Genomic DNA, 15,088 nt, shown 5'->3' with positions numbered 1-15,088 from the left:
TCACGATCATGGGCAGTCCGAGCAGGACCAGGCAACACCTCCGCAGCGAACTCTGCGGCGATCGTGGTTCAGTCACGACCGAGACCGTCGGCTACACCGTCATCTTCCTGCTCGCCCTGACCGTGATCGTGCAAGCCGCCGTCTGGTCGCTGGCGGACCAGTCGGCCCGGCACGCCGCCAAGGAGGGACTTCAGGCGGCGCGTGTCTACGGGGCGACGGCAGAGTCCGGCCGCAGTGAGGCCGCCGAAGTCCTGGCCGAGACCAACCCGGCCGGCATCGACGACATCCAGATCACCGTGGAACGTGGGCCGGTCACCACAACCGTCACGATCACCGGCACGGCGAACCGTGTCGTTCCCGTGCCAGGGCTCACCGTACCCATCGAGGTTCAGGTCCAGGCACCCACCGAAGATGTCCCACCCGTCGGCTGAGACCGGGCGGAAGGAGCGAGGCGTCGATGACGAAGCGCAGTCGAGCACCACTGCGTCGGCAGAGTCTGTCGGGCGATTGCGGCTCGGTGTCGGTCGAGGTCGTCGGGCTCGTCCTGCCGGTCATGGTGATCGTGGCGATGCTGATCGTCGGCGCCTGGCGGTTGTCGGCCACTCGCCTCGACGTACACGCCGCCGCCGCGTCCGCCGCGCGCGCCGCGTCCCAACAGCGAACCGCCGCTGCCGCCCAGTCCGCCGCCGAGGAAGCCGCCCGCGGCGACCTCGCCGGCCGGGCCCGCGGATGCACCCCGTTGACCGTTGTCACGGGCCTCGACGACTTCGCCCGTGGCGGTTCGGTCACCGTCACCATCACGTGCCACATCTCCACCGATGACCTGATCGGCGTCAACGCCCCGGGCGGCGCCGACACGACCGCAACGGCCAGGGCCCCACTGGACACATACTCGGAGATCGTCCCGTGAGCCCCTGGTTGGCGACGGGCCGCCGCCAACTGCGCGAAGACCGCGGCTCGGGCACCGGCTGGGCAGCCGGCATGTTCCTCGTCGGCATGCTCGCCGCCGCACTGATCATCGACGGCGGTACCGCGATGACGATGCGCGTCGACGCCCGCAACGTCGCCCAACAGGCCGCACGGGCCGGAGCAGACCGGATCGATCTACTCCTACTCCGCACGGCCGGCACCGTACAACTCGACCCGGTCCTGGCCGAAGCAGCAGCGACCGAGTACCTCGCCCAGGTCGGAGCGACCGGCACCGTCTCCGCCACCACGACGTTGGTCACGGTCACCGTCACCAAGACCGGACCCACGCCGCTACTCGCCGCCATCGGGATCACCACCGTCACCGTCTCGACCACCGAGCGCGCCGAACCCGTGACCAGCTAGACCACCGTGAAGGGGGTGCCATGATCGTCACCGCGGCGCTCGGCCGGCTTCTCACCCGCCTCGCCAGCGCCACCGCGCTGTTGTCCATCACCGTCGGCATCCCCTACGGTCTCGCCGCTTACATCGGTTGGCCCCTCCCCCGCACCGTCCCGCAGGACGCCGCCGGCTGGCAGGCATGGCTCACCGCCGGCTTTACCGACACGATGGCGGTCAACCTGCTGGCCATCGCCCTGTGGCTGCTCTGGGCCGTGTTCACCGCCAGCCTCCTCGCCGAGGCGATCGCCGGAATTCGCGGCCTGCCCATGCCGAGACTGCGCGGCTTTACGTCCGTGCAGACTCTGGCGGGTTGGCTGCTCTCCGGACTCACTGCCGGGGTCGTCGCCACCGCCACCGTCGCGCCAGCCGCGGCGACTCCCCCGCCATTGCCCGCGGTCGTTCCGGCCGCGGCGCACGCCACCCCGGTGGTGCTTGTCGGCAACGCTGCGACGGGCCCAGCCAAGGTCGGTATCGAGCAGCAACCGCCGATCCTCTGCGCTGGCGAACACCACGTTCTCATCAAAGGCAACAGCTACGTGTACGTCGTCCAACGCAACGAGAGCCTCTGGGTCATCGCCGAGAAGTGCCTCGACGACGGCAACCGTTGGCCCGAGATCTGGCAGCTCAACCGCGGCCGACATTTCGAGGTGGGCGGCACAATGCGAGCCCCCCGCCTGATCCAACCCGGCTGGGACCTACGGATGCCAGCCGACGCTGTCCCGCCACCAGCCACCGGGCCGGCACCCTCTAATCCCGCCCGACCGCCGGGTGCCGGCCCGGTGCCCGCGTCACCGGGTCCGGCCACGTCGACAGCCCCACCCATGTCGACACCGTCCTCCTCAACCGCTGAGGATCCGGACGGTGTGGTCGAGCCGGCACCGGGCATGCCGGCGCCGTCGGGTCCGGCCTCGACCCCAAGCAGCGCCAGCCCGGTGACGCCTGACCAGAGCGATGCCGTTCGGCCGCCAGGTGAGGATCCCGGCGTGGGCGTACCGGGCGGATGGGTGAGCATCGGACTGGCCGCTGCACTGGCCGCCGCCTCGTCGATCGTGTGGCTACGCCGACGCACCCGCTACAACCCCGTCACCGACATCGACCCGGCCACCGATCCCACTCTGCAGCCCCTGCCGGCGGTGGTCAGCCGGCTTCGGCGGGCCGTCCGTGAGCAGGCACCCGAACTCTTGGCACCCCCGCCGCCACAACCCACAGTCCGTGACCTCGCGGGCGCCGAGCGGCCGCCGCTGGCACCGATCGGGCCGTCCGGACCGCAACTGGCCGGACTACCCGACCACCCACGCGGGGGCCTCGGCCTCACCGGACCAGGCGGAGCCGACGCCGTCCGCGCGATGCTCGTAGCGACGCTCTCCTCCGGCGGTGTTCACGACCCAGATGCCCGCGGGCAGGTGGTGATTCCCGCGACCGTTCTCGCCGACCTGCTCGGCGGCACCGCGATCACCGACCTGGTCGGTGCCTTACCTCGGCTGCGAGTCACCGCCGGACTCGACCACGCCCTGACCTACGTCGAAGAACAGATCATCCACCGCACACGTGCCGTCACCGACGCCGACGTCACCGATGTCGCCGCGCTCCACGACGCCGACCCGCACCACGATCCGCTTCCGCCGATCACACTGATCGCCGACATCCCCGACACCGCAATCCGGGCTCGGCTATCCACCGCGCTGCACCTGGGCCATCCCCTGGCCATCAGCGCAGTCATCGCCGGCCAGTGGCCGCGCGGCACCACCCTCACTGTTACGAGCGACGGCACCACCACCAGCAACGAGCCGGGACAGACCCCCAAGCTGTCGGTCCTAGACGCCGACACCACTTTGCAGCTGCTCACCGTCATTCGCGAGGCTCACACCGGAGAGCCGCCATCTCCCCCGCCCAGCGACCCGACGCCCGAAGGGCCGGGCTCCACGAGCAATGGCGACAACACATCCACGGCAGAGACCACCGCGAGCCCACCACCGCCAGTCAGGCCAACCGCACCCACTGAACCTGACCGAGCGAGCGGGAAGCGGCAGTCACGGGTACGCGTCCAGGTCCTCGGCCGGCCGATCATCTTCGGCGCCGACGGCAACCCCGTCGCCGGCGTCCGCCGAGCAAGCTATGAACTCCTCACCTACCTCGCCGTTCACCGCCAAGGTGCCGACATCGCCGACATCGAGGTAGCGATGACGCCGGATGCCACCCCGCGCCGCGCCCGCGACCGCCTGTCCACCAACGTCGCCAACCTGCGCAATCGGCTGACCCACGCCACCGGACTCGACCCCAGCGCGGTCAGCGAAACCTTCAAACCGGTCGTCAACCCCGGCGGGCGCTACTACCTCGACTCGGCCCTGCTCGACATCGACTGGTGGCGCGTCCTCGACGCCGTCAACCGCGCCGGCGCGACGACCGACCGGGCCGCCCAGCGCGCGGCGCTCGACGACGCAGTCAGCAACTGGAACGGCCTGTTCTACGACGACAGCTTCGAATGGATGGACGGACCGCAGCACAGATGCAGGCAGGTCGGCGTCAACATCCACGCCCGACTCGCGGTTCTGCTCGCCGACACCGACCCCGGTCGAGCCCGGACCCTTCTCGACGCTGCCTGCGACATCGACCCGATCAACGAGGAGGTCGCTCGCCTCGCCATGAACGCTCATGCCGCCACTGATGACACCGCAGCCATCAACGCGCGGCTGGCAGCACTCACCTCAGCGCTTCAGGAGATCGACGAGGACGTCTCCGACGAAACCCATCGACTCGCAGGTCGACTGCTCCACAAGTCCCTACCGCACACCGACGGACAGTCGGACTGAAAGTCCACCGGGTCGAGACCGACCATGCGTCAAGCCAGGACACTGGCAGGTCGAACCTTCGTCCCATGGCGAACTCCGGCACCTGTCGGCGACCAAGGGTGAGCTTCCCCGCCGGTCATACGGCCGGTGCGACCTGCGGTACGTCAACAGCGGCGCATACCACTCGCCGGGCGTGCCGCCGAGCGCGTCGAAGGCATGCTGGGCCAGCGTCTCGCAGTCGCGATCCGCAGCGGGCCAGGCCCGCAGCGGCTGCCGCGGATCGCGATGCTGGTCGATCGTTAGGTGCTGCCGAGGGCTACACCCTCGCGCATCGATGTGGCTTTCGGTAGCGTGCCGATCACAACGGGTGGGGTGGGGGTTTGGATGGCCGAAGGCAACCACGACGAGCCGGACCCGGCGCGGATCGTCGACCGTGCTCAGTTCGCCGGCGCGCTCACCGCGCAGCGCGAGCAGGCAGGGCTGACCGTACGGCAGGTCGCGGCGCTGGCCGGAGCTCGCGGGTCGGTGAGCACGATCGGCGACTGGTTTTCCGCCCGGGGCCTGCCGTCGTTGTCGTCGCAGCCGCTGCTGCTGCGCGTCTTGGAGGTATGCGAGGTCAAGCCGGACGCAATCGAGGCGTGGCTGGCCGCCTGGCGGCGGGTGCGGCGGCGGCTGGTGGCCCCGGACTCCACCGAGGAGCCGTACCGAGGGCTGGCCAGCTTCGAGCCAGGCGACGCCCGGTGGTTCTTCGGCCGCGATCGGCTGACCGCCCGCCTGATCCGGGAGGTCGAGGCGCTGCGGACCGACCGCGGTGGTGTGCTGCTGCTCGTCGGCGCCTCAGGCTCGGGCAAGTCGTCGCTGCTGCGCGCCGGCCTCGTGGCGAGCCTGCAACCACCCCCCACGGATGAGACACCGCCCGACGGCGGCGCGTCGCCAGCCGAAAACCCGTTCGCCTGGACGGTCGAGGTCATGACACCGGGCGCAGACCCGCTGACGGAGCTGGCGCAGCGGGCCAGCACCGTGGCGGCCGCATCCGGACCGGCGCTGCTGGTCGTGGACCAGGCCGAGGAGCTGTTCACGCTCACCACCGAACACGTTGACGCCTTCATGCGCGGGCTGGAACGGCTGTGCGCCGCGCCCGGCCGGGTGGTCGTGGTGGTCGCGTTGCGGGCCGACTTCTACGCCCAGGCGCTGCGTCACCCGCTGCTGCTGCGGGCCGCGCAGTTGCGTCAGTTCACGGTCGGGCCGATGACCCGCGACGAGCTGCACTCGGTGATCGCCGGTCCGGCGCAGCGGGCCGGGATCGAAATCGAGCCGGGCCTGGTCGAGGTGCTGCTGGCCGACGTAGCCGGACTCGGCGGCGGCGACGCAGCCGAGACCGCCGCGCTGCCGCTGCTGTCGCACGCCCTGTCCGCAACGTGGCGGCACGACGAGGGTCGGCGGATGACGCACGCGGCGTACCGGGACGTCGGCGGCGTGCGCGGGGCGGTTGCGGCTACCGCCAGCGCCGTCTACGACGGGCTCGACCCGTCGCGGCAGGAGGTGGCCTGCCGGCTGCTGACCGCGCTGGTCCACCTGGGCGAGGACACCGTCGACACCCGCCGGGTCGTGCCGACCGCCGCGCTGCTCGCCGAGTTCGCTGCCGACGCGGACGCGGCCGAGGCGGTCCTGGAACGGTTCGTGCAGCACCGCCTCGTCACCGCGGAGGCCGACACGGTACAGCTCAGCCACGAGGCGCTACTGTCGGCGTGGCCCCGGCTGCACTGCTGGCTGCGCGCGGACCGAGCCGGCCTGCTGATCCGCCAGCAGCTCACCACGGCGGCCGCAATCTGGCAGACAGACGGTCGCGACCCGAACGCGCTGTACCGCGGCACACGACTCGCGGCGGCGCAGGGCTGGGCCGCGGAACATCCCGCCCTACTGTCCCCGCCGCTGCGGGAGTTCCTGCGAATCAGCACCCGGCACTCGCGGCGGCGCACCCGCCGGTTACAGCAGACGCTTGCCGCGCTCAGTGCCCTGACCGTGCTCATGTTGCTGTTGGCCGGCTACGCGTTCCAGCAGCGGGCCGCCGCCGACACTGAGCGGCGGGCCGCGATCGTCCAGCGCAACGCGGCGCTGTCACGAATGATCGCCGGCCGGGCGGACTGGTTGCGCGGCCGGGACACCACCCTGTCGCGGCAGCTGGCGCTGGCCGCGTACCGCACCGCACCCACCGTGGAGGCGCGCTCCAGCCTGCTGGACGCCGCAGCCACGCTGAGCGCGACCCGGCTCGCACCGTTCGGCCGGCCCGCCCAGGCCGTTGCCGTGCTGCCCGGCCGATCGTTGCTCGCCGCGGCAGGCACCGATCACACAGTGCGACTGTGGGCGACCGATGCGGCGGTACCGACGGCGCTCGCCACCCTGACCGGCCCGGCTGACGCCCTGTACGCGCTGGTCGCCAGCCCCGACGGCCGCCTGCTCGCCGCCGCTGGGGCGGACGACCGCGTGTTCCTGTGGCAGGTCGACGACCCGGCCCGGCCCGAGCCGCTGCCGCCGCTGCCAGGTCCGGCGGGCACCGTATACGCCCTCGCGTTCAGCCCCGATGGGCGCACCCTGGCTGCCGGCAGCGCCGAGCACGTCGTGCACCGTTGGAGCGTCGCCGGCAGTACCGTCGAACCGCTGCCGCCTCTGGACGGCGCCGCAGGCGTGCAGGCGCTGGCGTTCAGCCCCGACGGGCGGGTCCTGGCCGCCGGCGGGGCCGACCGCCTGGTGCACCTGTGGGACCTGGCCGCCGTGCCAAGTCCGGCGCACATCGCGGCGCTGGCCGGGCACACCGGCAAGGTGCTCAGCGTGGCGTTCGATGCTGGAGGGCGGCTGCTGGCCAGCGGCAGTAGCGACCAGGCCGTCCGGCTGTGGGACGTCACCGACCCGCGCAGGGGCGCGCCGCGCGGCGCCCCGCTGACCGGCACCACCAGCTGGGTGAACGCGGTGACGTTCACCCCGGACGCCCAGCGGCTGGTGGCCGGCTCGTCGGACAAGACCGTACGCCTGTACGACATCGACAGCAGGCGTGTCCTGCAGACCCTGCCGCATCCCGCCCCGGTCACCGCCGTCGCGCTGACCGCCGACGGGCAGACGCTCGCCACCAGCAGCACCGACGGTCACGTGCGCCTGTGGCCTCTGCCCGGGCCGCTGCTCACCGGCCCCGCAGGCGGGGTGTTCTCGACCGCGTTTAGCCCGGACGGCGCGACACTCGCTGTGGCCGCGAGAGACGAGACGATCCGGCTGATGCACCCGCACGGCCCGCCGGGTCCGGTGCTGCGCCGCCCCGTCGGGGGTTATGCCGGTACCGCCGCGTTCAGCCCCGACGGGAGGCTGCTCGCCGCCGGTACCAGAGCTGGCGACGTCGACCTGTGGGACTTCCACGAACCCGAACGGCCGGTCCGGCTCACCCCCACGCTGAGCGGCGCCCGCGCCCTCGTCGAGGCGGTCGCCTTCAGTGCCGACGGTGCCCTGCTGGCCGTCGGCGGCGACGATGGCAACCTGTACCTGTGGGGCATCGCCGAGCCGCAGCAACCAGCCCTGCTGGCCACCGTGCCCGGCACCGGGGCCATTATCCTGTCGCTGGCGTTCCACCCCCACGCGCCAATCCTCGCCGCGACCGACACCGACGGCGCCGTGCGGCTGTTCGACGCGCGCAACCCGGCCCGGCTGGCGCCGCTGACCACCCTCGGCGGGTTCACTGGCTACGCCTACAGCGCCGCGTTCAGCCCCGACGGGCGGCTACTCGCGGTCGGCGGCGCCGACAAGACCGTCCAGCTTTGGTCGATCGACGATCCCGCGCATCCGGTACGGTTCCCGGCGCCACTGCTCGGACCGACCAGCTACGTGTACTGGGTGACGTTCCACCCCAGCAGCACCACCCTGGCCACGGCGTCGACCGACGGCACGGTGTGGCTGTGGGACGTCACGACTCCGGCCCGCGCCGCGGTCGTCGCCACCCTCGGCCGCGCCGACCTCGCCTACTACACGGCCGCGTTCAGCCCCGACGGCACTGTCCTCGCCGCCGGTAGCGACAACGGCACCACCCGCCTGTGGGGCATCGACCCAGCCGCCGCTGGGGCCGAGATCTGCCGGACCTCCGGCGTGGGCATCAGCCCCGTGGAATGGGACCAGTACGTGCCAGGGGTGCCGTACAGCCCGCCCTGCTGAGCCCGTTCCCGCAGCAAGCGGCCTGTCCGGATCTGTCCGGGCCGACGCGCGGCCCGTCCGGAGTTGTCCGGACCGGGCCGCGCACCTTTCGCCGGGCGACCGCCGTCCTGTTCGCTCGGCGTGCGGCACCCCGGCCGCCACGCCACACAGGGAGAGCTCATGACCGCAACATCCGCAGCACCGCGCACCCGCCGCCGGTTCGCCGGACTCGTGGCGACCGTCCTGGCCACCGCGCTCGGCGGCGTCGCCGTGGCGCCCCAGCCGGCGGCGGCATGGCCGTGGGAACCGGCCGTGACCCTCAACGGCAAGGTCGGCTGCAACTACGCGACCACTAACACCGTCACGTGGGCCTGGGTCGAGGCGACCAACGGCGAGCACGGCTGGGCGACGCTGAGCGGCAGCGGCATGACGCGGCCGTACTACTTCAACTTCAGCAACGTCGGGACCGGCGGCACGACCGTGACGTTCAAGTGGGGCTGCTCCACCGACGGCGAGCACTCCACCACCTTCGGGCTCAACCGCCCATCGACCGGCAAGACAGCCACCCGTAACATCTGCTACTGGTCGCCCTGCTTGTTGTAATCGCACACGCTTTCGCCCGCAGCGGGTAGGACGGCGCCGCGCACGCCACGGCGGCGGCGCCGTCCTTGCAGCTACAGTCGCTCGATGGCACCCACGAGCGCGCTGATCCACGACAGCAGGTCAACCGAGCGGCGTGCGGGCGTCGGCCGAAGGGTGCCCGCCATGACCGAGTGGGGACGGCTTGGCGCCATCGACGCCAGCTCGGCGTTCGGCGTTCTCGACGCCATCAACGAACCACTGGACAGCGACGGCGTTGAGACCTTCGCGCACAAGGGTGATCCAGTGCCGTCGGCGCCTCCACTGCAATACCTCGCCCGGCTCCAGGAAGACCTTCGGTCCGCGGCGACGTAAGCTGGCGCGCCAAGATCATGTGCACGCTCATCGACAGATCCGCGCAGGCACCACCAGCAGTGCAGTTGACGCTTCCGTCGTTACGCAACGTTACTTTTGGTGGTCGACAGGTCAGCCCGGCGCTCCAAGGCCGGCACCCAGACCATCTGGATCGCCGAAAAACTGCCATCCTCGTCGGGGGCACGGGTTCCTCATGGAATTGGCGCAAGCGCCAACCCGGGGCGCCACGTTTATGAGACGGCCGGCCACTTATGGGGACCGGCAGAGAGGCCGGCTACCCCAACGGCGCGCCGAATTTGATCATGAATGGAACCGGATCTATGGCCGCTCCCGCACTGGCATCACCGTTGGCGTGGACCTCGAAGTGGAGGTGCGGCCCGGATGAATGGCCGGTCGAGCCGACGACACCGATGGGCTGGCCGACCACGACGTGGTCGCCGGCCTCGACCCGCGGTGGTTCGTCCATGTGGCAGTACCTGGTGATGATCCCGCCGTCGTGATCGATGTCTACGTACCAGCCGCAGCCGCTGGTGAGGCCCGGGTCTCCGTCGCGGTCGCAGCCCCAGTTGCTGCCGTCACGGTTGTCGATGGCGTTGCAGCGTACCCGGCTGACGATGCCGGCGGATGCGGCTCGGATCACGGTGCCGCGTGGGGCGCTGAGGTCTACGCCGTCATGACCGGGCCGGCTTGCGGTGCGAAAGCCCGAGCCGACAGGCGCGAGGACTGGCTGGGTCCAGGGCCCAGTGGCACCGCCGCAGCTGGCCAGCCGCCCAGTTGGTAGTGAACTCTCGCCGCTGGTGATCGTGCCGACGAGTTGAGTGGCTTCCGGCTCCCACTTGGCGTACGCGTCGGGATAGGCGCTGACTTGCACACGTTGGGCTGCCTCGGTAAGCGGCATGGTCTGCCAGCCGGGGATCGTCATCAACTTGGCGTAGAACCTACCGGCAGCGTAGGCCGGGTCGAGAAGTTGAGCGACGGTTCCCCATCCTTGGCTGGGTCGTTGCTGGAACAGTCCGACCGAATCCCGGTCGCCGCTGGGAAGGTTGCGTAGCGTCGATTCCTGCATCGCGGTGGCGACGGCGATCACCCACCCCCGAGTGGGCACGCCCTTGCTGGCTCCGGCGGCGGCGATGACGGCAGCGTTGGCCACCTGATTGCGATCCCACCGGCCGACAGCGGGCCACCCACCGGGCGGCGCTGGGGCGAGCGATCGACCGGGCGTCGCACCAGAGCCGCAGCCGGCAGCGGAGCCTTTCAGCAGGAGGCCGGTGCCCGCGAAGCAGACGAATACCACCGTGACGACGGCAGCGAGCAGGGTGGCGAGCATTCGACGACTCACCGCCGGCTCCAGCGTTCAGGTCGATTGGTGGTGCGGAGACGCGTCTTGATGGTCATGTTTCCTCCACTGGTGAGCAGTCGCAGCGGCGCCAAGGAGCTGACCCCGGCGTGTACGGCAAGTCGAAGTGGTCTGGCGCTGCGACGAGCAGGTCTACAAACGCAAAAGGGGCCGCATATGCGGCACCAGGAGGTGCATATCGGATTCGAGCGGGCGGGCATCGACAGCAAGAGGACAGGTCGGACGCGGATCCCGGGCAGGCTGAGCAGGATTGAATCGGCGGACCAGGCTCCGGCGGGAGCCCATGGGCGCGAGGACCCAGGCGGGTCGCCCTTCGACCTCGAGAAATGAGTCCGTCCAAGGTGTGGCCCCGCGCCGGCTCCCTCTGCCCCTCTACAGAAGTGAGGCAGACGACCCACCACCGGGACAGAGGGGGACCGGCGGGGACCGACATGCGGAGCCAGCGCTCTTTGAGACTCAGGACCCAGGGCTTGAGGGTGCCGCTGGCGCTTCGGGCGAGCTGTCGTGGCTCCCGTTGTGGGAGGCCAGCTCGGCCAACCGGCGGGCGGTCGGGATCGGGTGGTCGAGCATGCCGACCTGGCCGGCGCGCCGGATCGCCTGGACAGAGCGCACATCAAAGTTGTGTCGCTGCGCGAGGGCACGAAGGTCGGTCTCGCCGTCCTTCATGTCCGCCCAGACGGCCTGCCAGCGACGGTAGCGGTCGGCATTCACGGGGATGCGGCGGATCAGGTCGACCGGCCACGGCTGCTCGAGGTCTTCGCCGGGCGCGTGGCCATCGCCGTCGTGTCGCGACATGTCAGGGTCATCCCGCGACACGTCGGGATCGTGTCGCGACACGTCGTCCGGCCTGTTGTCGTCGTGGTCCGGCGCTCGCCCCGCGATCTCCGGCTCGGTGAGGTGTCGCATGCCGCTCGCCTGCGGCTCAGTTGTGTCATCACGCTGCACCGGGTTGGCGATGGGGTGTTCGAGCATCCGCGACAGCATCTTGATCGCGGCGATGAGCGCGACCGCGGGCCAGCCGGCGATGATCCGGGCGATGACGTCGTCCTCAGCGACGAGGATGTTCGCGCCGAGGCTGACGACACCGCCGGCGGCGAGGGCGATCCACGGGAACGCGCCCGAAGGGCGGCCGGCCCGCCGGTCGGCGAGGATCGCCAAGGTGGCGACGACCTCGATGCCGTCGACCGTCAGCGGGAAGGCGTGTGCCTTCCAGCCCTGCTCACCGCGCGATTCGGCGAGTTCGCGGAGGTGGTCGTAGCTGACCGCACCGGCGACACCCGCCAGGCCGAGGGTGGTCAGGGTGGCTGCAGTGGTGATGACGAGGTCAGTCAAGGTTCGTCTTGGTCCGACCGGGCGGGCGGTTCGCCGAAGTACGACGTCGATTGCCGTGACGGTGACGGCGACGGCGATGCCCACGAGGACGAGTCGGATGTCCATCAGCGACCCGCCCGTTGTCGCGACGGCGCGACCCCGATGTCACGGGTCGGTCGGGCGAGGCTGCGTGAAGTGCCGGGTGTCGTCACATACGCCTGCCGGACGCTCGTCCAAACGACGACGTCCACCGCGGGGCCGCTGTCCCCCTGGCGGTCAGAGGCTGGGCCGGTGGCGTGTCCATACGGGGTCGCGGAGGTAAGCAGGCAGGGCGCGATGGTGACGAGCTGGCCACGCGTTCTGGTGGTCAATCGCATCAGGTTTGTGCCTTCCAGAAGGGCGGTGCCGGCGCCTCCAGGGCGCCGGCACCGCACATCGGTGTGATCCGGCGCCCAGGGGCGCACCTGGTGGTGCGTCACCCCGGGTGCGGGCGTGGAGAACGCGGTCGTCAGTCGGTGCCGAAGTCGTACTCGCGGTGGTGGACGGGCACCACGTCGACCGCGCGGATCTTGTCGGTGTGGGCGCGTGCGACCTCGAGGCGGTCCAGGTCGTTCGCTACGACGTCGACCGCGACGGAGATGGCACCTCGCGGATCGAGGGCCTTGACTTCGACGACGAGCGGCACCACGAAGACGATCCGATAACGGGAACCTCGCTCGCCACTGACGTTGCTGGTCGATGGCGTCTCGTCGAGCGCGCGCAGCCTCAGTTGCCACTGCTTGGTCGGGTGGACGGATGCGTCCCGTAGGCAGCGAAGTTCGACGCGGAGGAGGCGTTCTGCGGCGGCTACGGCCTCGTCGCTGCTGTCCGCGTCGGTCTCGATGGCGAGCGGGGTGTGGACAGTGGCCTCGAAGTGGGTCCGCAATGGCGGGGGCATGGTCAGGTAGCGCAGGGCCTCGTTGGCGTCAGGAACGGTCAAAGCTCCGGTGTTGACCGCGAAGATGATCCAGCGCCGAACCAGGTCGACGAACTGCCGGTAGCGTTCCTCGATGGCCGCGCTGCTGTCGCGGATCTCGTGATCGGCCTGGGTGAGTGCGCCGCGCAGCGCGGCGATCAGATCAGTGTCGGCTTGCCGGAGAAGGGCCATCTGTTGGGCGACGAGGTCGGCGGCGGCGCGGACGGCGTCCATGTCCGGGGTGACGGTGCGGGAGTGCTGGAAACCGGCATACAGCAGGTCGAGGATCTCGTCGGTGCCCCAAGGGGTCTGCTGCACGACGGTGGCGGCCGAGTCAGTGGGTGGGTTGATCACGGTGCTGGTCCCCTCCTGATCGCAGCGGATCATGGGCGGTCGGTGTGCTGGGCAGCCCACCTCTGCCAGTCCTCGAGGACTGACGGGGGGATGCCCGCGCGGAGGCCATCGAGGACGAGCAGTGCCATCCCGTAGCTCGGATCGGCCGTCAGCGCGCGATGCGCCGCAATGTCGGCGAGCGCACCATTCCCCTGCAGCCAGGCGGTGAAGGCCAGCAGGCTGGCTGGTGCCGCGACCAGGTCCGGGTCGGCGCGCCGGGTGAGGTCCCGCCACAGGTCGAGGTGGCATTCCTCGCGGCTGGCGGTCAGCCAGGCATGGTCCCGGACGGGGATGGTGGTGAGCAGCATGGTGAGCCAGGCGATCTCGTCATCGGTGCACCGCTGGCCGCTCCGGTACCGGTTGGCCGCCTCCGTCAACGCTGCCCGTCCTTCGGCCTCGACGGCGCTGAGGTTGGCCGGTAGGTCCGCCAGCCGTCGCCGGGCGCGGGCGGTTGCTTCGTCCATGGCGGTACGGAGGGCACCGTCGGTGGGTGCGATGGATGCCGCAAGGGCTGCGCGGTCCGCGAACGGGCTGGATCCGGATACCACGGCCCGTACCGACACTGGGCTGGCGACCGCGTCGTAGGGGGTGCCCTCGGGTGAGCAGCACGTTGGGTTGTCGCACAGATAGGACCAGTACCGGCCGTCGGTGACGCGCAGCGCGTCGTACACCTGCAGGCCGGCGACGGTGAGTACCGCACGGGCAGCATCGACCGCCGGTGTGGCGAGATCTTCCGGCCCGTATGCGGCGATCACCACGTGGGTCGCGTGGACCTGGTCGAGGGCCGGCAACGCCTGTGCGATGTCGTCCAGTCCAGCGGGCAGATCTCCCCGGGTGACAAGGGCGACCTTCGTCCCGGCGATCGCGATCAGGACGATGCTGTTTGTCGGGTGGAATCCGACCAGGTGCGGCACGGCAGCGAGCATCTCTGCGGCCGAACGCACCGGCAGGATGGAGTTGTCGGGGCTGGTCATCGTGTTTCCTTTCCGATTCGGATCCACCGCGCGAGAGCGGGTGGATTGGTGTGGGATTGCGTGGCCTGATCGAGTTCGGTCAGGTGTCAACGGGCGCGTATGACTCCGCCCCGGGGCGCACCCGAGCGCGCCGGCGTGTGTTCAGGTCCGGGTACGCATGGAGGCGCGCGTCGACGGCTACGCGCAGAGGGATGCCTTCTCGCCGGACGAAGCCAGGTGCGCACGCCCGCGGTGCACGGCCGTCGGCGCGAGCGGAATCACGGCCGGGGTGGGGTGATCTCCACGTGCAGGTCGCCGGTGAAGCCGGTGGCGAAGGTCATCCGGAGTCGGTGCACGTCCAGGCGCTGAACTTCTCGGAGCCCGTTGCGGTCGGTCATCCAGCGCGAGCAGCGCATCGCGTTGCCGATCTCCGCGACGACCAGGTCGAGGTCGGGCGCGATCGGTGGAATCGGGTCCAGACCCAGGTGGCGGCGGCTGTCGGCGGCCCAGATTTCGGCGGTGGTGATCCAGTGACCATCGCGGTGTCGGAACTCCACAGCGTCGGCTGGCGCGTTCTGTGCCCGGGCCAGGTCGAGCAGGTAGGCCAGATAGTCGGGGGCGGAGCCACGCATGCGGCCCCAGGCACGGATGTACGGGTAGTCCTTGTTACCGCCAGAGGCGTCGTCAGTCATCGAGGTTGGTCCTTTCAGAGTGAGCGGCCCGGGACCGCGAGCGGCGGTCCCGGGCTGCAAAGTCGGTTGTTGTGCTGGCCAGCACCGTGCGCCGCCATCGCCGGGCCGGCAGCGCCTGGTTGTGCGATTGCGCGACGGGGCGACAT

At 70.6% G+C, this 15,088-nt stretch carries 12 protein-coding genes; 7 read left to right on the top strand and 5 right to left on the bottom strand.

What is annotated here, in order from left to right:
- The first annotated feature begins 8 nt into the window (after positions 1–8).
- The 7 genes from ACGF3C_RS19715 to ACGF3C_RS19685 all read left to right on the top strand — a co-directional run bounded on the left by ACGF3C_RS19715 (position 9) and on the right by ACGF3C_RS19685 (position 9,281).
- The gene (locus ACGF3C_RS19715) at positions 9–431 is read left to right on the top strand and encodes a TadE family protein (RefSeq protein WP_393223822.1); all 423 of its coding nucleotides are present in this window, start codon (positions 9–11) and stop codon (positions 429–431) included.
- A gap of 26 nt (positions 432–457) precedes the next feature.
- Positions 458–910, top strand: a complete 453-nt coding sequence (locus tag ACGF3C_RS19710) for a TadE/TadG family type IV pilus assembly protein (protein WP_393223819.1) — start codon at positions 458–460, stop codon at positions 908–910.
- A complete protein-coding gene (locus tag ACGF3C_RS19705; RefSeq protein ID WP_393223816.1) occupies positions 907–1,332 on the top strand; it encodes a pilus assembly protein TadG-related protein in 426 nt (141 codons plus the stop codon). The genes ACGF3C_RS19710 and ACGF3C_RS19705 overlap by 4 nt, the downstream gene beginning before the upstream one ends.
- Positions 1,333–1,352: 20 nt before the next feature.
- Positions 1,353–4,178, top strand: a complete 2,826-nt coding sequence (locus tag ACGF3C_RS19700; protein ID WP_393223813.1) for a BTAD domain-containing putative transcriptional regulator — start codon at positions 1,353–1,355, stop codon at positions 4,176–4,178.
- 363 nt (positions 4,179–4,541) lie between these two features.
- Positions 4,542–8,348, top strand: a complete 3,807-nt coding sequence (locus ACGF3C_RS19695; protein WP_393223810.1) for a hypothetical protein — start codon at positions 4,542–4,544, stop codon at positions 8,346–8,348.
- A 159-nt stretch (positions 8,349–8,507) separates the two neighbouring features.
- Positions 8,508–8,930: a hypothetical protein gene (locus ACGF3C_RS19690; RefSeq protein ID WP_393223807.1), complete on the top strand. Its 423-nt coding sequence runs from the start codon at positions 8,508–8,510 to the stop codon at positions 8,928–8,930.
- An 84-nt stretch (positions 8,931–9,014) separates the two neighbouring features.
- Positions 9,015–9,281 carry a hypothetical protein gene (locus ACGF3C_RS19685; RefSeq protein ID WP_393223803.1) on the top strand — a complete coding sequence of 89 codons (267 nt, stop codon included), beginning with the start codon at positions 9,015–9,017 and terminating at the stop codon, positions 9,279–9,281.
- A 274-nt stretch (positions 9,282–9,555) separates the two neighbouring features.
- On the opposite strand, the gene ACGF3C_RS19680 is transcribed toward ACGF3C_RS19685, so the two are convergent.
- From ACGF3C_RS19680 to ACGF3C_RS19660, 5 genes are all read right to left on the bottom strand, one after another.
- Positions 9,556–10,620, bottom strand: a complete 1,065-nt coding sequence (locus ACGF3C_RS19680; RefSeq protein WP_393223800.1) for a M23 family metallopeptidase — start codon at positions 10,618–10,620, stop codon at positions 9,556–9,558.
- A 474-nt stretch (positions 10,621–11,094) separates the two neighbouring features.
- Positions 11,095–11,970, bottom strand: coding sequence for a DUF2637 domain-containing protein (locus ACGF3C_RS19675; protein ID WP_393223797.1), 876 nt, complete (start codon positions 11,968–11,970; stop codon positions 11,095–11,097).
- A gap of 487 nt (positions 11,971–12,457) precedes the next feature.
- Positions 12,458–13,291, bottom strand: a complete 834-nt coding sequence (locus ACGF3C_RS19670) for a hypothetical protein (protein ID WP_393223794.1) — start codon at positions 13,289–13,291, stop codon at positions 12,458–12,460.
- Positions 13,288–14,271 (bottom strand): DUF4192 domain-containing protein, encoded by a 984-nt coding sequence (locus ACGF3C_RS19665; protein WP_393223792.1) that lies wholly within the window; start codon positions 14,269–14,271, stop codon positions 13,288–13,290. Before ACGF3C_RS19665 ends, ACGF3C_RS19670 begins: the two co-directional genes overlap by 4 nt.
- Positions 14,272–14,528: 257 nt before the next feature.
- Complete coding sequence (locus tag ACGF3C_RS19660) at positions 14,529–14,942, bottom strand: hypothetical protein (protein ID WP_393223790.1); 414 nt, start codon at positions 14,940–14,942, stop codon at positions 14,529–14,531.
- Positions 14,943–15,088: the final 146 nt, after the last annotated feature.

Source organism: Micromonospora sp. NPDC047762 (genome assembly GCF_043204655.1).
GTDB lineage: Bacteria > Actinomycetota > Actinomycetes > Mycobacteriales > Micromonosporaceae > Micromonospora.
The sequence above is the reverse complement of the archived record's forward strand: the minus strand, read 5'-3'. Positions and strand labels throughout refer to the sequence as shown.